General features: G+C 62.7%; 20 protein-coding genes. 11 read left to right on the top strand and 9 right to left on the bottom strand.

The genetic code is table 11. The features are described from left to right. The first annotated feature begins 212 nt into the window (after positions 1-212). The gene (locus B5F40_RS08840; RefSeq protein WP_162610937.1) at positions 213-3,035 is read left to right on the top strand and encodes a BspA family leucine-rich repeat surface protein; all 2,823 of its coding nucleotides are present in this window, start codon (positions 213-215) and stop codon (positions 3,033-3,035) included. A gap of 1,058 nt (positions 3,036-4,093) precedes the next feature. Here the strand turns inward: B5F40_RS08840 and B5F40_RS08830 are convergent. Further along, positions 4,094-5,683 (bottom strand): LPXTG cell wall anchor domain-containing protein, encoded by a 1,590-nt coding sequence (locus B5F40_RS08830; protein WP_140396460.1) that lies wholly within the window; start codon positions 5,681-5,683, stop codon positions 4,094-4,096. A gap of 128 nt (positions 5,684-5,811) precedes the next feature. On the opposite strand from B5F40_RS08830, the gene B5F40_RS08825 reads away from it, so the two are divergent. The 5 genes from B5F40_RS08825 (at position 5,812) to B5F40_RS08805 (ending at position 9,144) form a co-directional block, all read left to right on the top strand. Further along, positions 5,812-6,072, top strand: coding sequence for a helix-turn-helix transcriptional regulator (locus B5F40_RS08825; protein ID WP_087193972.1), 261 nt, complete (start codon positions 5,812-5,814; stop codon positions 6,070-6,072). A 438-nt stretch (positions 6,073-6,510) separates the two neighbouring features. Beyond that, positions 6,511-6,957 carry a hypothetical protein gene (locus B5F40_RS08820; protein ID WP_087193971.1) on the top strand — a complete coding sequence of 149 codons (447 nt, stop codon included), beginning with the start codon at positions 6,511-6,513 and terminating at the stop codon, positions 6,955-6,957. 104 nt (positions 6,958-7,061) lie between these two features. Further along, positions 7,062-7,604 (top strand): type IV toxin-antitoxin system AbiEi family antitoxin domain-containing protein, encoded by a 543-nt coding sequence (locus tag B5F40_RS08815; RefSeq protein ID WP_087193970.1) that lies wholly within the window; start codon positions 7,062-7,064, stop codon positions 7,602-7,604. Beyond that, positions 7,604-8,416, top strand: a complete 813-nt coding sequence (locus tag B5F40_RS08810; protein ID WP_087193969.1) for a nucleotidyl transferase AbiEii/AbiGii toxin family protein — start codon at positions 7,604-7,606, stop codon at positions 8,414-8,416. Before B5F40_RS08815 ends, B5F40_RS08810 begins: the two co-directional genes overlap by 1 nt. Positions 8,417-8,475: 59 nt before the next feature. Further along, positions 8,476-9,144: a hypothetical protein gene (locus B5F40_RS08805; RefSeq protein ID WP_087193968.1), complete on the top strand. Its 669-nt coding sequence runs from the start codon at positions 8,476-8,478 to the stop codon at positions 9,142-9,144. An 81-nt stretch (positions 9,145-9,225) separates the two neighbouring features. Here B5F40_RS08805 and B5F40_RS08800 read toward each other — a convergent pair whose 3' ends face one another. Continuing rightward, entirely contained in the window at positions 9,226-9,651 is a 426-nt protein-coding gene (locus B5F40_RS08800; RefSeq protein ID WP_087193967.1) for a hypothetical protein, read from the bottom strand. 340 nt (positions 9,652-9,991) lie between these two features. Here B5F40_RS08800 and B5F40_RS08795 point away from each other — a divergent pair, with 340 nt between their 5' ends. Further along, entirely contained in the window at positions 9,992-10,357 is a 366-nt protein-coding gene (locus B5F40_RS08795; RefSeq protein ID WP_087193966.1) for a hypothetical protein, read from the top strand. Positions 10,358-10,507: 150 nt separating this feature from the next. On the opposite strand, the gene B5F40_RS08790 is transcribed toward B5F40_RS08795, so the two are convergent. Continuing rightward, positions 10,508-11,254 carry a dihydrofolate reductase family protein gene (locus tag B5F40_RS08790; protein ID WP_087193965.1) on the bottom strand — a complete coding sequence of 249 codons (747 nt, stop codon included), beginning with the start codon at positions 11,252-11,254 and terminating at the stop codon, positions 10,508-10,510. A 152-nt stretch (positions 11,255-11,406) separates the two neighbouring features. On the opposite strand from B5F40_RS08790, the gene B5F40_RS08785 reads away from it, so the two are divergent. Then, entirely contained in the window at positions 11,407-12,330 is a 924-nt protein-coding gene (locus B5F40_RS08785) for an AraC family transcriptional regulator (RefSeq protein WP_162610936.1), read from the top strand. A 123-nt stretch (positions 12,331-12,453) separates the two neighbouring features. Then, a complete protein-coding gene (locus B5F40_RS08780; protein ID WP_087193963.1) occupies positions 12,454-14,712 on the top strand; it encodes an ATP-binding cassette domain-containing protein in 2,259 nt (752 codons plus the stop codon). Positions 14,713-15,939: 1,227 nt separating this feature from the next. On the opposite strand, the gene B5F40_RS08775 is transcribed toward B5F40_RS08780, so the two are convergent. Continuing rightward, positions 15,940-17,172, bottom strand: coding sequence for a tyrosine-type recombinase/integrase (locus tag B5F40_RS08775; protein ID WP_087193962.1), 1,233 nt, complete (start codon positions 17,170-17,172; stop codon positions 15,940-15,942). 31 nt (positions 17,173-17,203) lie between these two features. Further along, a complete protein-coding gene (locus B5F40_RS08770; RefSeq protein ID WP_087194013.1) occupies positions 17,204-17,470 on the bottom strand; it encodes a helix-turn-helix transcriptional regulator in 267 nt (88 codons plus the stop codon). A 929-nt stretch (positions 17,471-18,399) separates the two neighbouring features. Between B5F40_RS08770 and B5F40_RS08765 the strand changes: the two genes are divergently transcribed. Continuing rightward, positions 18,400-20,106, top strand: coding sequence for a DNA primase family protein (locus tag B5F40_RS08765; RefSeq protein ID WP_087193961.1), 1,707 nt, complete (start codon positions 18,400-18,402; stop codon positions 20,104-20,106). A 537-nt stretch (positions 20,107-20,643) separates the two neighbouring features. Here B5F40_RS08765 and B5F40_RS08760 read toward each other — a convergent pair. The 4 genes from B5F40_RS08760 to B5F40_RS08745 form a co-directional block, all read right to left on the bottom strand. After that, positions 20,644-20,922 (bottom strand): hypothetical protein, encoded by a 279-nt coding sequence (locus B5F40_RS08760; protein ID WP_087193960.1) that lies wholly within the window; start codon positions 20,920-20,922, stop codon positions 20,644-20,646. Beyond that, on the bottom strand, positions 20,915-21,253 hold the full coding sequence (locus B5F40_RS08755) for a cAMP-binding protein (protein WP_087193959.1): 339 nt from the start codon (positions 21,251-21,253) through the stop codon (positions 20,915-20,917). The genes B5F40_RS08760 and B5F40_RS08755 overlap by 8 nt, the downstream gene beginning before the upstream one ends. A 94-nt stretch (positions 21,254-21,347) precedes the next feature. Further along, complete coding sequence (locus B5F40_RS08750) at positions 21,348-22,484, bottom strand: hypothetical protein (RefSeq protein WP_087193958.1); 1,137 nt, start codon at positions 22,482-22,484, stop codon at positions 21,348-21,350. Further along, complete coding sequence (locus B5F40_RS08745; protein ID WP_087193957.1) at positions 22,485-23,471, bottom strand: hypothetical protein; 987 nt, start codon at positions 23,469-23,471, stop codon at positions 22,485-22,487. A 148-nt stretch (positions 23,472-23,619) separates the two neighbouring features. Here B5F40_RS08745 and B5F40_RS08740 point away from each other — a divergent pair, with 148 nt between their 5' ends. Then, the gene (locus B5F40_RS08740; protein ID WP_239442976.1) at positions 23,620-23,970 is read left to right on the top strand and encodes a helix-turn-helix domain-containing protein; all 351 of its coding nucleotides are present in this window, start codon (positions 23,620-23,622) and stop codon (positions 23,968-23,970) included. The last annotated feature ends 311 nt before the right edge of the window (positions 23,971-24,281 follow it).

Below are 24,281 nucleotides of genomic sequence, written 5' to 3'. Positions count from 1 at the left end.
GTGCGAAGTGAAGGGCGATTTGCGGTTTTACCTGCGGTTTTGTTGTATAGTGGGTTGGAGTGTTTTCCCAGCACGTAGGGGATAACAACTCCGACCCCTCAGCAGCTCCTTGGAAGCACTCCCAAAATGGGCAGCCACCAATATCGAGTGTGGTCGAGCATATTAAATTCGATGATCTGAAACCGGGCTATTCCGGAGGATACGTCACCTCTGTGAGCGAATGGTTTGCAGACTGCCCAAACCTGCTGGACGTTGATTGCGAAGGCTGGAACTCTGCCCACGTGAATGACATGTCGGGACTTTTCAAGAACTGTCCCAAGCTCACCAAGGTCGACAACCTCACCCAATTGAACATGACGGGTACTGCGAACTGCAGTTCCATGTTTGAGGGCTGCTCGCAGCTGGAATCCGTCACGATTTTCGATCCTGACTGGTCAGACAACCCCGTCAAACCGACAAATGTTTCGCGCATGTTCAAGGACTGCGCGAAGTTATGGGAAGTCGATCTTGGCAACATGTCAATCGGAGCAGACGCGGAAGCGCCCAACATGGAAGAGATGTTCTCCGGATGCAACAACCTGACTGCGATATCTTTTAACAGCGATAGCCTGTACTTCACGAACGACATATTTGATGCCGATGACGATTTCCTCAAAATCGATGGAGTATGGGTGTACCAAAGCGCGCAGGATGCAAGCATCACCCTTCATCACAGCTTGCCGAGAGCCGAGGACGATGGCGAAGTCTCCGGCAGGTACAAGCTCATAAAAAGAACCCCTCTTAAAACTCTCGGACTGTCTTTCGCCTCCCCCCGTGCAGGGGAAAAGCTGCCTAAGGAGGGCAATATAATGGTCGAGGCGTTGTTTTACATGCAAGGTTCAGACAACGCCGATAAGGCACAGAAATTTTACGTGCCGACGGGACTCACCTGGAAGCCGACTCCAGCAGACCCTGACGAAACGGCAGACTATGAAACCGAATACACCGCAAGCGTCCCCTGGACGAGCGTCATAGGGGAATTTGTGGTCGATGAAAACACTCCTATTGAGTATGAAAACCCCGAAGGAACGCAAGGCTCCGGTCCAATCCGGATATGGCGCGACGGCGGCACGCTGAACGCAACCTTCAAAACAAATTCGAAACCCACCGCCCCGAGCGGCATCAAGTTTGACCCCTCCGACCTTCGCAAGGTGTACACCGGCGATCCCGTGACGCTCAAGCCGACCATCACGCGCGGGCAGGGCAACTCCCTCGAGGGCGACGAGGAGAGGATGAGCTACGAGCATCGGGCTGCCGGCGCGGAACCTAGCGAGGAGTGGACGGCCGGCCTGCCGACGAACGCCGGCTCGTACGAGGTGCGGGCCACCTTGGCGCCCGCGGAAGACGACGAGCACGAATACTCCGGGGCCCAGGTCGTCGTCGAGCTCGTCGTCGACAAGGCCGACTACCAGGTCGGCGACCCCGCGATCGACTACCAGGACGAGCTGATCGTCTTGACCGGCGAGGACGCGGGCTCGGTTGAGGCGACGGCCGACGGGGTGTCGCTCGAGGTCGCGGCCGGCACGGGGAGCGCGACCGTCAGCCTGACCGAAGCCCTGGACGCCCCGGCGTGGAGCGCGCCGGGCGAGGAGCATGCGGTCGCCCTCTCCATCCGGGGGGACGACAACCACAACGGCTACGCCAAGGAGATCCGGGTGCCGTCGCGCCCCTCCGTGGAGCTCCGAGTCGCGTCGCAGCCCTCCGAGCCCGGCCAGCAAGGCGTGATCGCCGGGTTCGACCCGGCGGCCGCGGCCGCCGGCCTCTACGAGATGGCGGCGACGTCCGGGCAGGCGCCCGCGCGCGGGGCCGCCTCGTGGGGGCCGGCCCCGCTCACGCAGGACGCGGAAGGCGCATGGGTGGCGCAGCTTGATCCGGGGACTTACGCGTTCCGCCTCAAGGCCTCCGACGAGAGCGGCAGCTTCGCCTCCCTGGAGAGCGCGCCGCTCACCGTCACCGCCCCGAGCGGCATCAAGTTTGACCCCTCCGACCTTCGCAAGGTGTACACCGGCGATCCCGTGACGCTCAAGCCGACCATCACGCGCGGGCAGGGCAACTCCCTCGAGGGCGACGAGGAGAGGATGAGCTACGAGCATCGGGCTGCCGGCGCGGAACCTAGCGAGGAGTGGACGGCCGGCCTGCCGACGAACGCCGGCTCGTACGAGGTGCGGGCCACCTTGGCGCCCGCGGAAGACGACGAGCACGAATACTCCGGGGCCCAGGTCGTCGTCGAGCTCGTCGTCGACAAGGCCGACTACCAGGTCGGCGACCCCGCGATCGACTACCAGGACGAGCTGATCGTCTTGACCGGCGAGGACGCGGGCTCGGTTGAGGCGACGGCCGACGGGGTGTCGCTCGAGGTCGCGGCCGGCACGGGGAGCGCGACCGTCAGCCTGACCGAAGCCCTGGACGCCCCGGCGTGGAGCGCGCCGGGCGAGGAGCATGCGGTCGCCCTCTCCATCCGGGGGGACGACAACCACAACGGCTACGCCAAGGAGATCCGGGTGCCGTCGCGCCCCTCCGTGGAGCTCCGAGTCGCGTCGCAGCCCTCCGAGCCCGGCCAGCAAGGCGTGATCGCCGGGTTCGACCCGGCGGCCGCGGCCGCCGGCCTCTACGAGATGGCGGCGACGTCCGGGCAGGCGCCCGCGCGCGGGGCCGCCTCGTGGGGGCCGGCCCCGCTCACGCAGGACGCGGAAGGCGCATGGGTGGCGCAGCTTGATCCGGGGACTTACGCGTTCCGCCTCAAGGCCTCCGACGAGAGCGGCAGCTTCGCCTCCCTGGAGAGCGCGCCGCTCACCGTCACCGCCCCGAGCGGCATCACCCCTCCCGCCACCGACAGCCAGCCCCAGCAACCCCAGCCTCTACCCCAGCAACCAAACGATACGCAAGCGCTGCCCTCTGCTGGCGATACGGCAACGGCAGCGGCGATGTCTGCGCTGGCAAGCGGTGCCGTCGTCGCCCTGAGCGTCGCAGCAGCAACACGCAGGAGCAAGCGATAGCGCACGAGCGGGAAGCCAGAAACCCTATCTCCGAAAGCAAGGCGGTCTGCGAAAGCGGCCGCCTTGCTTTTTGTATCAGCCGATGCCGACATGCCGCCCGATGCTTAAGCTCAAACCTGCTGCACGCCAGCTTATCCTTTAGGGCACGAAAGAAACGAAAGGATTCTGAATAGCCCGTCGGCATTCCCGGTCGACGCCATGGATGAACGTGAGCGCTCGCCCTCTTAGCCCATGGCGCTCGATAACTCCCCGTCGGGATTCGAGAAGCGCGTCATGCACCTGGACGCACTCTCCGATGACGAGTCCGGCATCCTCGTCGACATGGAGGCCACCAGCCGCTACCGGATGGCCTGCCTCCGCACCTGAAGGAGCGAGGCTTCGTCGTGATCGCCAATTTACCGTGCACCGACGCCATGAGCCGCCTCAAAACCTCGTCGAGGTAGAGATCGACGTCGTCGGCTCCACCTTCATCGCTGGGACACCGCGCTACGGGGACTTCGCTCCGAGTAGGCTCGCCAACGAGAGGCTTTTCTCGCTTCGGCAGGCGACAAGGCTCGGCCAATCCACGACCGAAAGCGGGTCAACCTGAAACGCCGGGTCATCGTCGCGCTCGATCGGGTGCTCCCCGAGCACAGGCGCTTGCTCACAGACGTGCTCGGCAAGACCTCGAAGGCCTTCCTCAAAAGGCGCCTCGCACTCGCCAGCGTGCAGCTGTCGGCAGCCGCACGCTGGCGGACGTTCTTGACAAGGCCAGCCACAGGGAGCTCAGACACGAGGAGACGCCCGTGCGCATAGGTGCGGCACAAGGTATGCGCCCATTCGCAAGAACGCGCAAGCAAGATGCCTGGCATGGATCGCACAACCGCGATTCATGCCAGGCAAGGCAAGCGCACTCCGGAGCTCAGCGCTCCTACGCGCCCGCTTCTCTCGATTCGCTGCGGCCATCGGGCGAAGGTTCTGAACCCGCCCATACAACTTGCCGGTAGGGCGCCCGAACGGAAGGCGCGGCCTGATCGGGCCGCGCCTTCCGTTTCCGCTTCGATAGATAGGCTGTTGACTTAGCGAATACCGTTCTTACGGCGTGAAATGAATGCGCCCGCACCGGACAGCGCCGCACCGGAAACAGCAAGAATGCCAAGGATCGCAGTGGAGTCTCCCGTCTGGGGGAGTTTGTCCTCAGTCGATACCTCGGAACCGCCGTCCTCCGCAAGCTCGCCGATTTCTAACGCAAAGGTGGAGAGATCGGACACCGTGAAGGTCACGCCGCCATTCTCGGCGACAACGCGCTCGGAGGTGATGGAGCCGTCCGCATGGAGGTGCCAAACGGTCACCCAATGTCCGTTATATGCCTCATCGACGGGCATGGTGAGCGTCAGCTCGCCGAAGCCGTCGTGGACCTCGGAGCCGTTCACGAACATCGAGACCTCGTACACTCCCGCGAGCTCGCCCGCGCCCATGGCCGCGACGAGCCTGTCGTAGTCGGCGTCGCCCGCGGAGAGCTCGGCCGCGCTCAGCGCGACCTGGGCGCCCTCGGGGATGTTCGCGCCGGAGAGCGCGCCGGAGGCCGTGATGCCCGTGCCGCCGGAGACGGCCGGGGCCTCGACGGTCGGAGGCTGCGGGGCGGGGGCGCCGCCCTGCGAGCCGTCATCGACCACGTCACCAACAGCTACCGTAACCTCGAACCTGCCGAGTTCGGACCCATATTTTGTCATGGTCGCAGTGAGGGTCGCGTCCTCGGTCATCTTGATGGAATCGCTCCACTTCTCACCCTCGGAGGTCTCCACAGTCACCGTGCGAACCTTACCGTCGGCCAGCTGCTTATCGAAGCAAGCGGGAATGGTCAGCGTAATCGTGCCGAAATCGTCCGTCACCGTCTGGCCGTTCACCACGAGACTGCAGGCAAACGTTGCAACGGTGATGACGCCGTCCTCCATCCAGTCGCCGCGCACACCCGGCGCCAGGTAGACGTGCGCACCCTCGGGCACGTTTGCGCCGTCCAGGATGCCAGTGGCGGAGAAGATGTCATCGGGCTCTCCGGTGGTCGGGTTGAGCAACGGGATGTCCATCGGGGCGTTCTTGTCGGTCACAACGGCACCGACGGTGTCAGACAGCGCGTACACCGGGGTGAGCACCGCCCTCGAGACGTACCCGCTCTCGTCGACCGAGATGATGGTCAACGTGAGGGAGGCGAGCTTCTTCCCCTCGGGAACACGCAAGGGAATATTGCCCATTTGGTAGCCGCTGACCCACCCATAAGGCCCGAGATACGCGTCGTTGCTCCAGTCGATTCCCAAACCGCCCTCGACGATAAGCGTGCCTTCGGAAAGGCTCAGAGAGGGCGCAGCCGCATTATCCGGATTGATACGAAGCTTGGCGTTTGCATCACCGACGAGATTGATTGCGAAAAACTCATCGACCTCGTTTGTCTTGCTGTTAACGAGCATCGCCTGCCACTCACCGGCAAGGTGCTCACAGCTCTCGTTGCTGCCGTCTCCGCCCTCGGCGTCACCACGTACCTCCGGCGCCGCAGCGATAGCAACCGCCTCATCGGCATAAGCAGGTGCCATCGGAACGATCGAGCCAAGCGCCAACACCGCGACAAGAGCGCCTGATAATAGCAACTTGAACCCCCTCATCTGTCTTTCCACGTGCTCTCCTTTTCGGTAGATAGATCGATTGATAAGCAAACTTATAGTTTTCATTTTATGCCATCTTTTCTTTATTGCAAACTCTCTGTTTGTGGATTTTGTGCTAACTCGCAGTTAGCGTTTCCGTCATGGAAAACGAAGACTTTTACATATTTAAAAGAAGGCTCGGCAGGCATCTCCAGGCGCGACGCAAGGAGTGCGGCCTTTCGCAGGAGCGAACGGGTGAAATTCTGGGAATGGACCGGGTGTCTGTTGGCTACATCGAGCAGGGCAAGCGTGCGCCGAAGCTCAGCACTCTTCATGCGATGACGAGGCTCTACGGTGTTAGCTTCCCGGAGCTTTTCGAATTCGACGTCCTTCCAACCAAAGACTCGAACACCTCAGATTGAACCGCCAAAAGCTTGTTTAAGACAGCTCAGCCAATCTTTCCAGGCTTATATGCCAACATTCTCGCTTTTCGCCGATACATACACGGATACCTACACGCTTGCTCGTTTTCGGCGGCAGATAAAAGAAAACGCCTGAACTGTTTTACCAGTTCAGGCGATAAATTTTGGTCGCGGGGGCAGGATTTGAACCTACGACCTCCGGGTTATGAGCGACTAAACAAGTAATACAGTTTGGTCATTTGTGGATGTGTGTCAATTTCCACAATCTGCGTGCAATTGCACGAAACCGCGTAGTTCGGCAAAATCCCCCCGACCCCCCTTATTCCGTTCACCCCGTCTAACAACCCCCCCCCCTGATACAATTCGCGCCGAGGAGGGGTTCCGAGGGGCCCCGACGGACAGGGCCGCGCGGAACACGCAGGAGAAAAGGGGGCGGCCATGCCGAAGGTCACAGGCTGCGGCGAGATCGGGGAGATCGAGCGGGGCGAGGTCTGCAGGATAAGGCACCATCTGGGGAAAGGCCCCGCCACGGGGAAGCACATCCGATCCCCGAAGAGGACGGTCTGCGGCGCCAAGTCGGACGCGGGGCGGGCGCTCGAGGACTACCGCCGCGAGCTGGAGAGCGGGTTCGCCAACCCCGACGAGGTGACAGTGCCCGAGCTCGGGTGGAAGCGGCACGAGCAGCGCAAGCTCCTCAAGGACCTCTCCCCGCTCACGCACAAGACCGACGAGCGCGAGGTCGTGCGCGACGGCCGCGCCGCCTGGGTCGAGGAGTGGCGGGTCACGGTCTCCTCGGCCGCCGAGCTCCTGGAGATCCAGCGCGGGGCGGGCGCGCCCATCGCCATCGACAGGAGCCGGATCACCGTCATGACGAGGGGCGCGTGAGGCCGCCCCGGCGCCCGGGCGGGATGCCGGGCTTCCCAGAAAAGCCACAAAGACCTACAATTATCATCAGATGTAGGCTCTTGTGGTTTTCAAGGAGGAACAGCGTGGTAATCACCTACCGGGAGGCGCTCGCGGAGCTCGGGAGCAGGTACCGCGTTCGGAAGGCGGTGTCGGAAGGGGCGCTCCACCCCGTCGGCCGGGGGATGTACTCGACCAGCAGGGACGAGGACGCCCTCGCCGTGATCGCGAAGCGGTACCCCGGCGGCATCCTGACCGGGCAGACCGCCCTCTACGCCCACGGCCTCGTGACCGCGCCGCCCGACCGGATCGACCTGGCCACGAAGCGCGGGGGGACCAAGATCCGCGACGCCGCCGTGCGCCAGCACTTCATTCCGGAGGAGTGGCTGGGCGTCGGGAGGTCGACCGTCTCGGTGGACGGGACCGAGCTGGCCGCCTACGACCCCGAGCGCATGCTCCTCGAGCTCATGCGCTCGCGCAACAAGTTGCCCTACGACCTCTACAGGGAGGCCGTCGCCTCGTTCCGCAGGCGGTCGGAGCGGCTGGACATATACAGGCTGCAGGACTACGCGGAGGCGATCCCGCGCGGCGAGGCGCACCTCGAGCGCGCCATGCAGGAGGTATTCTGATGGACCTGAGCGAGATGAGGGCACGCTACGAGCGCGAGGAGGGCCACTCCCGTCTCAACGCGACCGCGCGCGTCTGCCAGGACGTGATCCTCTCGAAGCTGGCGGCGTCGAGCATGCGCGACCGAGTAACGGTCAAGGGAGGGGTCCTGATGTGCGCGCTGTCGGGGAGCAGCCGCCGCGCGACCCAGGACATAGACCTCGACTTCGTGCGGTACCCGACGACCGACTCCTCCATCCGCTCCTTCGTGTCCGCCCTCTCGAACCTCGGTGACGGCATCACCGTCCGCATCGCCGGCGAGATAGAGGAGCTGTCGCAGCAGGACTACAAGGGGAGGCGCGTCAACCTCAAGATCAGCGACGGCCGCAGCACGTTCGGCACCAAGCTCGACCTGGGGGTCCACGCGAGCGCCGCGATGGAGCAGGACGAGCTGTGGTTCGACGTGGCGCACTGGCAGGAGGGCGTCTGCCTGCTCGCGAACTCGAAGGAGCAGGTGTTCGCGGAGAAGCTCAAGTCCCTGCTCCACCACGGCATCCGCAGCACGCGCTTCCGCGACCTCTACGACATGTACTACATCGGGCACAGGAAGGACCTCGACAGGGAGAGGCTCGCGCGCTACATCGACGAGGCCATCGTCGAGGACCGGGACATGTGGGACGAGAGCATCGAGGACGTCGTCAGGCGCGTCGAGCGGACGCTCTCCAACCGGCAGTTCCTCGCCCGGATGAAGTCCTCCCACAGGGACTGGATAGGCCGGAGCGCCGACGAGGTCGCCCGATGGCTGCCCAGGTTCCTGGGCAGCCTCCGCCGATAGACACAACCCGAACCAGGAGTGCGCATGAACCCGCTCGATGACACGTTTCCCCAAGCCCAATGTACTTCCTCCGCCGCCTCCCCATGGTCAAGGTCACAGAGGAGTTCGATTTCTTCAGGTGCCTCTCCTTCGACCCAAAGTTCTACGGGAGGACCGTCAGCGAGCTCCATGCCGGAAACCTCAGGAGATCGGAAAGCAGCAGGTACGCCTCCCTGCTCCCCGGAGACAGGGTCTCGTACTGGTCGGACGACCCCTTGACGGCGACGGCGGAGGCCAGGAAGTACAACCCCGGACTCGACCTCATCACGTTCCACGCATACGACGACGCATCGAGCACGTTTCCGACTTCGGACTGCCGCGAGCCTCTCATCGTGGTGGACGGCAGGGAGACGGGGTTCGCGGAGATAATCGAAAAGCTCGACGCCGGGGCGGAGCCGAACGCCCAAGACAGGTCGCTCATAGACCGCATCGGGGCCGAGGAGCCCGACTGCATGATGTACGAGTCCCACGTCAGGAAGGGGAGGTGCAACTTCCTCTTCTTCGAGAAGGGCTTCGAGAAGCTCTCCGAGGCTCCGCCTCGAGCACCGGGACGAGGAGACCGGCAAACGCAAGGTCAACAGGAACGTAATCGAATGCGCATGGGGATGCGACTACTCGCCCATCCAGGAATCGTATGGCAGATGCTTCCTCCCCATCGCCAGGACCGCCATGGTCGAAGAGCACCTTGAGACCGACGAGTACGCGCGGAGGAGCGTGCGCCGCTGGCACCAGCCCTACGAAATCTAAATAGGCTGCAGCGGCGCAGGGCCTCAATGCCCCCTAAAGCTATGCAGCAAGCCGCTCAGCCTTTCGTTCTTCTCTATGAACTCGCGAAGATAGTCCTCCGTGATACGGAACTGCTCATGCGTACGCCGAACTTTGGTGGAAAGCATCTGGTCCCCGTTCTCCACCGTTGTCTGGAAGCTATGGACGATGCGGTTCCTCATATCCACGACCTCTTCGAACAAGTCGGCTATGTCGGTGCTTCCCGCCTCTTTCGATATGGTTTCGGCGATATGCGGCTTTAGCCACCCTGATTCCAGGTCGATTAATTCGTACCACGACTTTGTGCACAAGGAAGTCCGGAGAATATTCTCGACTACGAAGGCGTAGTTCGCATTAAATACGCACATCGAGGCGCCCAGCAAAAGCAGGTAGTTGTCAGGCGGCAACGCCTGCCGAGTCAGTTTGTCCATGGCTGTTCCTTTCCCAGCATTCCGTCGATCACATTTTATTGCACTCCCGAGGGGATCCCAAATTCCAGGCGAGGACGAAGCATCACCTTTCGCATATGCGTTCCCACGTGTTGCGCCTCCGCTGTGCGGCGTCAGGGGCGCTCACGGAACCCCATACAAACCTGCGCTCCGCTCCGATTGGTGGGGGGGGGTTGCCGCGAGCATCCCCTGACCCCCCCCTTTTTTTTTGCCTCGGGGCGGCGCTTCAGGGAGCAAAGCGCAAGGCGCCGCAGGGCAAGCGCCTTCCGCTTTGCCCACGGGCGGAGATCCTACGGGCCGGAAGGCCGGAAGGGAGCGGGACATGAAGGCGAGCGAGGTCATCGTGGAGTTGGAGGGGCGCAGGGACCGCGGCGCATGGGACAGGGGCGTCACCTCCTGCGCCGTCGGGATGCTCGAGGAGCTGGGGCCGGACGCCGAGCTCGCGCCTGGGAGCGTCCGGAAGGCCCTGCTGGACGGGGCGGCGGACTGGCCCGCCTACAGCTGGGGCGGCTGCGCGCTCGTCTACGACGCGGACATAGCCCGCGCCCTCTGCGCGCCGTGGGAGCCCAGGCGCACGCGCGGCGGGGAGCTCCGGCCGAACCGGCGCGAGGAGTGGCTCGACGTCCAGGCCCGCGCGCTCGCCCAGGCGTGCCGCCAGGTCGAGCGGATCGTCGGAGCGCAAGGCTAGGGCCCGCCGGTCTCCGAGAGCGCCCGGGGGCCGATTCTTTCCGCAGGGGGGCGCCCCCGCACCCCGCTCCCCGCATGTCCATGTCCGCCCACGCGCCACGAGGCTGCGCCCTCCGCCTCCGGGCACCTCAATGTAAGACTCCGGCCGAGGCTACGCCCTGGTAAACGTCAGCAGCAGGCCCCTGTCGTCCACCCTCTCCACATCGCCCACGGCGAAATCGACAGGCACCATGCCGCCTTGGCCGGGAGCCACATCGAAGGAGGTCTTCGTCGGGAATTCGCCCGATCCTCCGTCAACGGTCGCCATAAGCAGGACCTTGTACTCGTCGACCAGCCCAGCACGAACGAAACTCCCGTTCAGGCGCCCGCCGCCCTCAAGGAGCAGGTGCTCAATACCGAGCAGGGAGCGCAACTTTCCCACGACGAGCGCGAGGTCGAGCGCATCGTCGCCGCCGAAGATGTAGGACACTCGCCTGTCGCGAAGAAAGGCTAGGTAGGCGTCGGACACGCGTCGCGTGAGCACGGTGACGATATGGTCGCCGCACCGGTTGGAGTACAGATCCGACGCCCCATGGATCATGGCGTTGCCCCTCCATGCCAACTTGCCGGAACCGTCGATCGCGATGGCGTACCGCTCGGCACCCGTATCGAAGATGCAGTCCTCGCGCTCGATGCGCGGAGCGTCTGCCGGAAGGTCAAGCCTATTGCCAGGCTCCAGCTGCCACGGCCAATCTTCGAAGGTCGTGCGCCCGTTCATGAACGCAGGCGCTCCGATCCTGTCGTGGATCCTCTCGTACAGGACAATGAACTCCCTGCCCCGATCCGTTTCGAAATAGTTGCCGATGATCCTACCGTCAAGGGAATTCATCATGTAACACGTGATGAACGGTCGCTCCATAAGGCGCCTCCTCCTGTGTTGATTCGTTCTTGACTGTTTTATCGATAATGATAGGATAGGCGCGGTTTTTATCGTCTTTTGCAAGATTTGTGGCAATTTGTATAACTATCGTGTCAACTCATACTAAACGACGGCGATATAAGCGAGGAAACGTGCGCTTCAAGCAACTCCAGATCGGCCCCGATCTCCGAGAGACTATCCCCTACGGGGAAAGTCTCGTCCCCCTTTGTGCCTGCGTCGATAGACTCGACGAGTACCTCAGCAGGGAGTGGAGCTTCCACTGGCACGACGAGGTCGAGTTCGCGGTGGTGCGGAGGGGCGCCGTCCGCTTCACCGTGCGGCAAGGGGACGAGGGCGTGGCCATCAACCTGCGGGAGGGGGACGGCATCGTCATCAACTCGGGCCGCCTCCACTCAGTCAGATCAAAGGCCTCGGGAACGGAGCTGACGGGGTTCGCGGTGCCGCCCGCCTTCATCGAGCGGCTCTACAATGGCGCCGAGAGCTCGGCGGTTCGCCCTGTCGTGGAGAGCGGGATGGCCCATGCGATCCTACGCGCGGACAACGAGGACGCCGCACTCCTCCTCGAAACGATGCGAGAGATCTTCGAGGCCGACGATGGCCCATGCGGAGAGCTCCGGCTCATCGAGCTGGCGTGCCGAGCGTGGAGACTGTTTGCGAACCTCATCATCAAAAGCGACGAGGCTGCACCGAGGACCGGCTCCCGCGCCGCGGCGCGGGAGCGGAACATGAAGAAGATGCTCTCCTACGTCCACGCGCATTTCAGGGAGGCCATCGGGGTCGATGACATCGCGCGTTCGGCTGCCGTCAGCCGAACGGAGTGCTTTCGCTGCTTCCGATCAGCCCTGGGCGAGACCCCCACGGAATATCTCTCCACATACCGCCTGTCCGCTGCAGCCTCTCTTCTCGCGGGCACGACCCGCCCGATAGCTGACATCGCGTCCAGTTGCGGGTTCGGCAGCTCCAGCTACTTTGGGAAGCTGTTCCGAGCCCGTTACGGAAAAACGCCCCGAGACTACCGGGAGTTGGCGCAGCGCAAAGGACCCGCAAGCGTCTAACCTCGAACCGACGGCAAATGCGCGTCAGCTGACCGTGTCCAAGCATGGAGAGGGCCTAGCCCCTCCGAGATAGTCGCCCAGAGCACGGGCGCTTCAAGCAGACCGAATCATAGGGAGAATCACATGGACGACATCAAGATCATCGGCGCAGCCGAGAACAATTTGAAACACGTCAATCTCAACATACCCAAGGGCAAGCTGGTGGTGCTGGCGGGCGTTTCCGGCTCCGGGAAAAGCTCGCTGGCCTTCGACACCATAGCCGTCGAGAGTAACCGCCAGTGGCAGGCGTCCTACCCCCTATACCTGCGGAACAAGATGCCCCACTACGAGCGGCCAAAGGTGGACAGCATCGAGAACCTAACCCCTGTGATCGTGGTCGACCAAAAACCCCTGGGGAGCGGCAGCCGGTCCACCGTGGGAACGGCGGTCGACGTCGCGCCGCTCGTCCGGCTGCTGTTCTCCCGGGTCGGCCAGCCCAGCGCGGGCGGATCCATGGCGTACTCTTTCAACCACCCGAACGGGACGTGCCCCAGCTGTACCGGCCTCGGTCGAATCTCCGAACTTGAAGAGGGAAGTCTGTTCGATCTGGACAAATCCCTCAAGGAAGGGGCAATTCTGTTCAGCCAGTTCGCCGCCGGCTGGCAGCGGCACCTGTATCTGGGCAACCCACTCCTCGACTCAAACAAGAGATTGCGAGACTACTCTGCGGAGGAATGGGAGATCTTGTGCCTCGGCACAAAGGAGCCTTTGAAGATTGAGATCCGCTCCAACCAGACGGGCCGAGTGGACAGGGTGGACTACGAGGGCATCATCCCGCGATTTCGCAGACTCTACCTAAACCGGGATATCTCCAAGCTAAAGAAGAGCCTGCAGGAGGAGATCCTATCCCACGTTCGCACCGGCCCCTGTGCAGCCTGCGAGGGCACTGGCCTGAACCCGAAGGCGCTGGCTTCCAAGATCGGCAGTCGGAACATCATTGACTACCTCGGCCTGCCAGTCCGCGACCTCTTGTCCGTGCTGGACAAGATCGAGGATCCCCGGGGAGTCTCCTTGGTGAGGCAGATTGCGTCCTGCCTGCACCGCATGACGGACGTGGGAATCGGGTATCTGTCGTTAGGCCGGCCCACCGACACCCTGTCGGGCGGCGAGGCCCAGCGCATCAAGCTAGTCCGCAACCTGGGCAGCAGCCTGAGTGGCATCACCTACGTCTTCGACGAGCCCACTGCTGGCCTGCATCCTGCGGACGCGGAGAAGATTGGCCGCATGCTTTTCGAGCTGCGCGACAGGGGCAACACGGTCTTGGCGGTCGAGCACAACCGGCAAATCATCGCTCTAGCCGACCACGTCATTGAGCTCGGGCCGCACGCTGGAGAGCACGGCGGGAAAATCGTTTACGATGGCGATGCGACCAGCCTGCTATACAAGAACACGCCAACCGCCAAGAACATGAACGAGGGGGTACGGATCAACCAGAAGCCGCTTCCCTGGTCGGAGGGCATCCTGATCAGCCACGCAAGCCGCCACAACCTGAAAGACATCAGCGTGACGATCCCCAAGGGAGTTCTGACGGCGATCACCGGCGTCGCAGGTTCCGGAAAGAGCACGTTGGCTTGCCGCGAGTTAGTCGAGCGCTGCCCGGAAGCAATCGTCATCGATCAGAAGCCCGTCAGCACCTCCATCCGGTCCACGCCCGCAACCTACACGGGTGCGATGGAGGAGATCCGCACGCTGTTCGCCAAGGAGAACGGTGTGGGGGCGGAGTGGTTCAGCTTCAATTCCAAGGGCGGCTGCCCCGCCTGCCGGGGCAAAGGGGAGATCAGCTACGAGATGGCCTTCGCCGAGCCGGTGGTCGTCCCGTGCGAGGAGTGTGGCGGGCGACGCTACAACCCGACATCGTTGCGCTACACCTATCGGGGAAAGAACATCAAGGAGGTCATGGACCTGACCGTCGAGCAGGCGATGGAGTTTTTCCCGACTGAGAAAGTGCGGAGGCGCCTCCGGGGCATGATGAATGTCGGCCTGGGCTACCTGACCTTGGGACAGGCCACGAATACCTTGTCCGGCGGAGAGGTCCAAAGGGTGAAACTGGCAAGCGAACTGCACAAGGAGGGGAACCTCTACATCCTAGACGAGCCGTCCACCGGCCTGCACGGGCGGGACGTGGAGGACCTCCTCTCCCTGCTGCGGCGCCTCGTGAACCGAGGCAACACCGTCGTCATCGTCGAGCACCGGCTGGAGCTGATCGCCCAGACAGACTGGGTCATCGACATGGGGCCCGAAGGCGGGAGCGAGGGCGGAGAGATCCTGTTCTGCGGCACACCGGGCGAGCTTGCAGGCTGTCCCACCTCGAAGACGGGCCGCTTCATGATGTCGCTTATGTAGAGTCGCTCGATGCAACCAAGCCTGCCCCTCCCCCGAACGACAACCAGCGCGCGAGTGCCCTTTCTTCGACCATCTCGAACCCACCAGGTATCAAAGGAGCTGGCTCGAGACCACAATTAGGTTCCTTGCCCGAAAACCGTCCCCCTTTGGCAGAAAAACTCTGCGGGGGGCTTTTGGAAGCGCCTCCCATGAGTCCCCCACCAAGCGTGCCATCACAAGTCGGGCCGCCGAGCCGACCCGTCGCCTTTCGACTGGCTCGAATCACGCTCCTGCGATCATTCTCATCTCGGCTTCGGAATAGCCCCGCGCGCCCTCCTCGCATAAACGCAGCATGCGCGCGTTCGCAATTTCACGGGCGAGAGCGAACCGCCGTGCATCTTCGAGCATGAACGCCCCGCCGAAGGGTGAAAGCACGTCCGATCTGAAATACCGCCGGATCAAAGATCGGGATAATGACAAAAAGAGTCGCCGCGCCTAACGACGTCGAAGGCACTATCTCGGAGGGAGTTCTCCACGCCACAAACAGCAGTCCCACCTGGGCACCAAGGTACCGCGTGTCTACCTCCGCCATCCTCAGCGGACCTCGGGGTGGCAACCCGACACTTTCCCCTTGCCGCCACCGGGAGGGTTGCGCGCCCGCAGTCGGCCATCCATCTCCTTCATAGAGTACCTCCTGCAACCTTACGCCTTGTCCTGAACCCCGTGCAACGCAGGACCGCCCCGCTTCAGTTCGATTTATACAGGCGGAGGGACTCCCGGACAAGTCACGAAGGAAGCGCCATTGGCCTGCAAGGCATCCCGGGAATTCGCTCGCAGAATGCGCGCGGTTGGGACGGGGCTAGGAGACATCCCCGTGCAGCCGCGTTATTACCCATCCCCTGGCAAAACCGAGCGCGCTTGAGACCCTCTCGCTTTTTTGGGCACGATCTTGGGGGGGCGAGAGGAAATCCCGACGAGTCGGTAGGTTAGCGCCGGCGAAGCCTCCAGCATGTTAGGGCAGATGCGCGAAAAGGAAAAGGCCAGAGAACGATGCCTCTGGCCTGCGGTTTCTTGGTCGCGGGGGCAGGATTTGAACCTACGACCTCCGGGCAAGCGAAGGGCGCTTCTCGTATCACGAGGTCAACCTTTATATCCTCCCAGCTCATGGTGCGTATTTTGCGGTAATCGGATGCTCTCCGTGGTCATATAAATCACCATAAATCACGCTGATACTCATTACCATACTCATTACTTTGCACCTTCAGGACGCCGAAGCATCTCCACCAGATACGAGATATCGGTGAGGTCGGTATAGTAGCTCCTGTTGACCTCCGGGCTGTGGCCGAAGTACGCCGCACGCTGGATTTCCGGAACTCCCTTATTCAGCCACTCGGTATTGAGCGTGGCCCGCCATACGTGAGTAGATACCTTGTTCAAGAGGGGAATGTCCAAGGCGTCAGCAAGCTCACGGTACAGCTTCTTGATGGCATGCTCCGCGTTGTTCAAGTCCCATTCTTTTCCGGGGGCGGCGGGAGCGGGGAACAGGAGCGCGTCCGGCGTCTCCCCGGCCTCTTCCAGACGTTTCCGTATGCGCTCGGCAACTCGCTCGTCCAGCACGGGGATGATGCGGCCCTTGTGCGTCTTCGAGGTCTCTTCGGTGACGGTGATGGTGAGCAGACCGTCCTTCTCGCCTACGTTCCCCCGCGTGAGCGTTCTCGCCTCATTGATGCGGAGACCAGTTGCTGCCTGAAGCAACGTGATCTCCGTAACGGCGCGGCGAAGGTTGCTCCTATCCTCGACGGAATAGCGGCCCCTCTTAGGCGGGGCAACGTCGGCGGGGTCGATGGAGAGCAGGTAGGCAATGACCCGCTCGCGCTCGCCGGGGCTGAGCGCCTGACCGCCCGGGGCCTTGTTTGTGGCACGGTGCTCGGGCAGACGCGGCTTGAAGCTCTTGAGCGGGTTGTACGCTATCACCTCGTCACGCACGAGCGGTTCTAGGACATATTTGCTCAGCGTCTTGGAGCACTGGCGCGCGGTTGCGGTCCCGTTCCTGCTTGCGATACCAGCAAGCGCTTCCTCGAGGTTGCGCGGGCGCACGGCGTCTGCGATTCGGAATCCCTTAAGCGCTTCTGCGGAAAGCTCGAGGACGCGCTTGTAGCTGCTTTTCGTCCGGGGGCGCAGAATCGAATCGTCGGTCGCGGCTATGCCCGGCAAAGCCTCCTGACGGATAAAGTCGCTCATGGAGGAGGAGCCTCTCCAAACGGAGACGCTCCCTCCAGACGTGGCGATGAGTTCTTGGGCCTTGGCGTGCGCGCGCCTGCGAAGCTCGCCTTTCGAGCACCTCCCTTTGGTGGTTCTATTAAGAATGCGCCCGTTCATGAGGCGTACGCTCCACTGCATCCGGTAGCCGCCATCGTCGGTCTTGACGATGGCGGCGCGCTCGATGCTGCTCCGGCCCGGTTCGAGTGCAACGCGCGGCATGGGGCCTCCTTTCTCTTTGGCTGCGCGCTGCCTACCGACGAGCGCCCGCGCTCGTCTCGCCGTCGCCCCCAACCAGACGGGAGTTGAGCCAAGCCTCGATATCGCATACGCGGTACAGCACCGGAGAGCGGTGGGAGCCGACCTTTATGTACTTGGGCCCGCGGCCCTGCGCGCGCCAATTGGAGAGCGTGCGGGGGCTGATGCCGAGCATCCGTGCGGCCGCTCCGTTGGTGACCGCGATTTGCTTCTCGGGAAGGATTCCCTTGTCGTGATTCTGAACGTACACAACCCTTGTCATGAAAACGCCTCCCAGCGTCAGGCACGCCGACGGTTGCGGCGTGCGGCCGAGCTGGGAGGCGCGCCCATCGGGCGCGATACGCGCGCCCGCGCTCCTCAGCATGCGGAGCTCGTGGCTCCGCGAGCCGACCTGTGGCGGTCAAATGGCCCTGCGTGGCCCGCGCGGGTTTGGTGCGCCGGACGCGGCGTGGGGCGGCTCTCTTCCCCGGGCAATCTCTTAAGAGGCCATGGGCGGCCTCACATGCATCCCGTGATAACGCATCGAGGCGTCATTGCACGCGGCCATAAACGGCCAATACGAACGTATCCCGACGGGCGCCAGCGGTCAAACGACGCTCAGCCCGCAAAGATTGACCGGCGTTTGCCGGAGAGACCGACGGGCTGGGCGCGGCCGGGCACCCCGCCCTCTCCGAACCTGTTTTTGGGGCAAAAAAAGTACACGGAAGCTACATGAAGCCCCGGATTCCATGGCGGGGAGCCCGGCCGGGGCTTGGTTGCCGCCATGGTTGCTCGCTTGCCGCCATGTCCATTGAGCGGGCGGCGCTCTTCTTGCCTGAGACTTGGGGTTTAGGGCCGTTCTGGTAGCCCCGGTAGCCCTTCCCGCCGAGGCATTGCAGATGAAGTACACGGCGGGATTGCCTATTTCCTGCTCTCTCGTCTTACCTGAAAAGAGGCCTACCGGCCCTACCGTCTGTCTCTCGTCCCGCCTGTACGGCTGATTTGGAGGGCAAGGACGGAGGGGCGGAAGGGCGGCGAAACCCCTCCCGGGCTCTCGGGTCGCGCTCGTCACGGAAAACACACAGGGCCATATCTGTTCATATATGAACAGATATGGCCCTGACCTGCTGTTTTACGAAAATTCACCCCTTTACGCACTCGTTCCCGGGCGGTACAAATCCCGTAATCAATAGTCGATTTAAGGAGGCAGGAATGAACCAAACTCCGAACGAGCTGTACCGCACCGTGAGCGAGGACTACCTCTCCGGGCTCGATGCGGACTGTCCGCCGCCGTTCTTCACCGTCGAGCGAGAGCTGCTTTCGGCGACGAACGGCGCAATCGAGGACTGGAGCCTCGGCCCGCGCGACCCGAACGCCCCGGCGGGGGCGAAGGAGAAGGATGCCTACCCCAACCAGAAGCCGCCGGGTGAGCGCCTTTCCAAGCTCAAGACGCTGCTGCCGCTTCAGGTCGCGCTCGCCATCAAGTACGTCCACCACGCCAAGCTCATCTGCCTCTCGGACAGGGAGGAGGATGGCAACTACGAGATTGGCGTGTACCAGACCGAGGGACGGCTCGCCGGATGTTACGACATAAGGCGCGACAACCTCCGGGCCCTCATCCGCCGCTATAACGCGACGATCACAAAGCGAGGCATCGATGAGGTCGTCGCGATCTTGCGGACGGAGTGCCCGAGGGTGATGCGCTGTCAGGATGCGAACCTCGTCTGCGTGAACAACGGCGTGTTCGACTACGAAAGCAAATGCCTGCTGAGCTTCAGCCCGGATTTCGTTTTCATCACGAAGATAGGCGTCGACTACGTGGATGGGGCGCGCAACCCCGTTATCCACAACGACGAGGACGGGACCGATTGGGACGTGGTGTCTTGGATGGATTCCCTCTCGGATGACCCCGAGACGGTTCACCTCCTCTGGCAGCTGCTCGGGGCGGTCATTCGTCCGAACGTCCGCTGGAACAAGAGCGCCTGGCTGTACTCCACGAGGGGAAACAACGGCAAGGGCACATTCTGCACGCTCGCCCGCAACCTCTGCGGGCCGGAGGCGTGCGCCTCCATCAAGCTCAAGGACTTCGGGCACAACTTCATGCTCGAACCGCTGACCCGCGTCTCCGCCATCATCACCGACGAGAACGACACGGGCACCTACCTCGATGACGCCGCCGCCCTGAAGTCAATCATCACGGGCGACCCGTTCCTCGTCGACCGGAAGTTCAAGGATGCGGTGTCGCTCAAGTTCAACGGGTTCATGATTCAGTGCATCAACGAGCTTCCCAAGCTCCGCGATAAGACCGATTCCATGTACCGGCGCCTGTTGGTCGTTCCCATGAACAAATCGTTCGAGGGGCGCGAGCGTAAGTACATCAAGAGCGATTACCTCAACAGGCGGGATGTGCTCGAATACGTGCTGTACCGCGTTCTCGCGGAGACGGACTACTACGAACTGGACGAGCCGAAGGCATGCCGCGAGCTTCTCGCCGACTTCAAGGGGTACAACGACGCCATCCGTCAGTTTCTCGAGGATGTGCTGCCCGAGGCATCGTGGGACCTGCTTCCGTGGCAGTTCCTGTACGACCTGTACCGGCGCTGGATGGCGAGGTTCAACCCCTCTGGCAGGCCGGAGTCCAAGAACGCTTTCGTCAAGGACGTAAAGCTGCTCGAGGCGGAGCTGGGCGAATGGGAGGTCACGCCCAACACCGTGCGCAGCGCGAACAAGATGGACTGGCCCGAGGCCCTCATCCTCGAGTACGACGTACGCGAATGGATGAACATGGCGTATCGGGGCTCCGACCCCGGGCGCATCGCCATGCCCGACCTCAAGGAGCGCTATCTCGGGCTTCTCCGCAACCCTCCCCACGGCGCTCCGAATCATTCGGTGGGCGGCGCTGCGGGCGCGGACGATTAGGGTCGCGCCGCGAAGTCGCAAAGACGGGTCGCGCATGGCGCGGCCGGTCTTTGCGATCTGCGCGGGGACGTTATGCCGAAGGGCGGGCTGCCTCGGGGCACCCGCCCTTTTCGTGTACGGCCTCTCTATGGCGGGGCCTCTGCCGAGCGCACGGCGCTCGGCAGGATTGCGGCGCGCGCCGCAACCGGGGACTGTCGGCTATGCCGACCGCAGCGCAAGCTGCGTCAGTCCCCCTTATGCCCTTTTGCCATTTTCGCCCCCGAAGCGTAGAGCGGAGGGGCGATGGCAGTTTCGCCTCGTCTATGCCGTGAAACGGCTGCGAAAGAAGCCCGGTTTTCGGGCCGATGGTTTTCGCTGTTCGCGCAACTTGCGAAAACGCCCCCGAAAGCCCTCGTTTACGAGGGGTCGGGGCGCCCCGTTTTTCGCATGGCAACCGCCCCTCGTGACGCCGTTGCGAAAATGCCCCACGTGGGGCGCGGCGGGCGAAAAAAAAGATGGGTGCGGCGATTTCTCGCCGCACCCATGGGGCACGATTGGCTAGTGAATCTCGGGGGCGGGCAGGACGGACCAGCTCGTGCCGAAAGTTTTCAACCCCCACACGTACAGGCAGAGCTCGCCGTCGTAGAACACCGGCTCGTCGGTATGGTTCATGAGGAAGCTCGGGTCCTGCACGATGTACCACTGGAAGATTTCCTCCCAAGGCGCCCAATTGCCGCTCATCAGCTCCATCGGGCGGCAGGCCATCTCGTTGGCGAGCACCACGCCGCCGCAGGTTTTCGCCAAGTCGGCGTAGGTCTCGATGCCGAACTCAGCCACGTTCGCCCCCTTCCAGTTCTTCGAGGACGTGGACGACGCACTCGCGCATGGCGCGCAGGAGGTCCCCGTCTATGCACTCGGCGAGGATGTCGGAATCCAGCACCACCTCGCCCATGGGGTTCACGAACCGCCAGTCCATCACGTTGTCGATGCGCTTCAGAACCATGCGCAGCGAATCCACGTCGAGGGCGGAAGTCCACACGTCATCCCTCAGCATCTTCTCGTACATCTTCGCTTGGGCGTTGCAGACGCGCGCGGTTCGCCTGAGCACCTGCGCCCGCCACTTCGTCTCTTCCCTCTCGCCGTGCCGCCCCTTCTCTTCCTTGTCCATTCGCAGCACCTCCCTTCGCACCGCCTCTCCGATGCCGGAGGCATGCTTTCCCCGCCTCGAAACGCATCCGGGGGTGTCGTGCGCGATGCTGGGGCTAACGCGTCGCCCCGCAGTCGCAATACTGGTAGTCCACGTAGGACTCCGTCTTGTAGCTGCCGTGGTCCTCCTCGTGGGAGCCGACCTGCACCTTCTGGGTCTCGTAGATGGTCTCGAAGTAGTGGCTGCCAGTGCCGCCGTTCTTGACGAGTTCGACGCCGTGCGCCTTGGCGTCTGCGGGGTCGGTCGTCGTGTACCCGTCTTCCGTGAAGATGTATTTCGTCCCGACGGCCACCTTCTTGTAGTCGTAGTCGATGACCGTCACGATGTTGGGCACCCACGTCTGCTTGGTGGCGGTGTGGTCCTTCCAGCTGTGCGTGTGGGACGGCTTGGACGGCTGGCTCGAAGAACCGCCTCCGCCTCCGCCGTTGGAGCTTGGGCTGCTGGAACCGCCGCTGTCCGTGCTGGCGGCGTTGCCCGCGTCATTCGAGGAGTCGGCGTTGCCCGCGGGAGCCGTCGGGTCCCCTGGCTCGCCGTCGAGGTCCGCGTTCCTATCCGCGTCGTCGGCGTCCTTCTTCGTCTCGTCGGAGGCGTTCGGGTTCTCCCCGACGTTGGCGGACAGCTTGTCGAGGATGCCCTTGCCCGCGTCGCCCTTCAAGGTCTCGTCGCCCTTGTCGACGGCTTTCTCGGTGTCGGCGACGATGGCCTTGAGCATCTCGTCCGTTACTTTCTCGGCGGGAATCTGCGTCATCTCGCAGGTCACGGTGGGCGCGTCCTTCGCGTCGGCGTCGACCGTCACGTCCTGCGCGTCGCCCGTGTCGAACAGCTCGTAGGCGGAGCCGTCGGCGTTGACGGGGCTGATGAAGTCGACGGTGTAGTCGCCCTCCCCGACGGTGACGGTGGATGTGCCCTTGTTGCCCTCGGCGTCGGGCGACACCGCGTGGTAGATGTCCACGCCCTCGCCCGTGATGTGCGCGATGGCGGGAGTGGAATCCGCGTCCCAGCCCTTGTCGGCCGTCACGTCGAGGACGAGGTCGGCGGTCTTGGCCGTTGCCTCGTCGGATGGCTCGGGCTGTGCCGTGGAAAACGCACCTGACGCGGCTGCAACCGCCACGGCGACGATTGCGACGGCAGCGATTGAGATTGCCGCCGCGTGAGGCTTGTGCCCCTTAATCCATTCGATTGTCTTTCCCATTTAGTCCACCTCTATCCCTTCGGTGTCGGGGGTGTCCCATGTGAAGCCCGCGTGCCCCTCGTTCACGACGGTGGCGAGGCCAGAATACCCGCCGAAGGTCGTGTCGTAGACGGTCTGGGTGGTGGAGTAGGCGGGCGAGTACAGCTCAACGGCCCCCTCGTCGGCTGCAAAGGCGCTCTCGGGAATCTTGACGTTGCTCTGCCAGCCGCCGCTATTCAGGACGCGGAAGCGCGTTTCCGGGCTTTCAAGGTCCGATGCGTCGTCGATGCTTGCCTCATAGAAGCTGAATCGAGGCTCGGCGAAGCGGATTTCCTCGCTCGCCGCGACGTTGCCCGAATCGTCGGTTTCCAGCGCGAGCGTGTAGGGCTGGGGCTGCGGCTCCCGGTATTCCGTCGCCTTGTTGAACGCCTGTCCCTCGTTGGCGGTATCGAGCGTGTTCTTCGTGTTCTCCAGAGTGGTCTGGAACTGCTCGATGACCTCTGCGCGATACTCCTCCGGCACGGCGTCGATGCCGTATTCCCCGTACTCGTTCACCGAATCGTACGTTCCCGCGTCGGCCTCGGCTTTCATGGTGTCGTAGCACCGCTGCCACGCCTCGATGGCTTCGGCGGTGCTGTCGATTGCGGACTGCTTGGCCGCGTCGAAGACGGCCTTGTCCTGCTGCTTGGCGAAGTCGATTATCTCCTCGTCGGAAAGCCCGTTCAGGTCGGCGAAGGTCGCGTCGTCGCATTGGTACACCGTGACGTTGCCGTTGCCGTCGAACGCGAGGATGCGCTTGATTGCCTCGTCTTTGCCGATTTGGTCGTCGCCGTCGTAGACCATCCATACGCTTTTCTGGCTGAACGCCTGCGACGCGGGCACGGGCTCGCTCGCGCTCTTGATGCCGTCGCCCGAGCTTCCGCAGCCAGCAAGGCAGAAGCTGGCCGCGACCACGGCTCCCAGGCCGAGCAGCTTCAGCGCGCCTCTTCTCGTGTACTGTTGTTTCATGTTGAATCCTCCCTTGCTTGGGTTTCCAAGTCTCCCGGCGCATCCCTGCGCCCTCGCGCAAACTTTAACTATATAGGCATAATTCAGCCCTTGCAGGCTATTATAGGTGAGAGCAATCGCCCATACGATTCAGAAAGACTTGATTCTGATGGGCGGTGACGATATGAGGTACTTCGAGATTGGCCAGAGAATCCGGCGCTACCGCAAGGCGTGCGGGCTTTCGCAGGAGGCGCTGGCCGAGAGGGTGGGAATCTCCGTCACCCACATGAGCCACATAGAGACCGGGAACACCAAGTTGAGCCTGCCTGTGCTGGCAGGGATTGCCGACGAGCTGTCGGTCGGCACGGACGCACTGCTTTCGGACGGGCCGAAGCCCGATAGGGCGAAGCTCTCCGCCGACGTGCAGGAGATTCTGGATTCCTTCGAGGCGGACGAGCTGCCCGTGGCGATAGAGGTGCTTCGGGCGCTGCGGGACGCGATGGCAAAGCGCCGACCCTGACAAACGGCCTTTAGCTGAAACCCATTACCATACTTATTACTTTTGGTGTTTTTGGCGGCAGATAAAAGAAAACGCCTGAACTGTTTTACCAGTTCAGGCGATAAGTTTTGGTCGCGGGGGCAGGATTTGAACCTACGACCTCCGGGTTATGAGCGCGTGTTTTCAAGATTCGATCTGAACTGCTAGGGTATATTGTAGCATGTAAAACCCCAGTTCACAATTCATTTGAGGTTGCTACAATATGTTATATATTGGCACTCGCGACCACTTTGCGACCACTTCTATTTGATTGCTGTCTCATATACACATCA

The organism is Gordonibacter sp. An230, assembly GCF_002159915.1.
Taxonomy (GTDB): Bacteria; Actinomycetota; Coriobacteriia; order Coriobacteriales; family Eggerthellaceae; genus Rubneribacter.
Note: the sequence above shows the minus strand (reverse complement) of the source record. Positions and strands in the feature narration are given on the sequence as shown.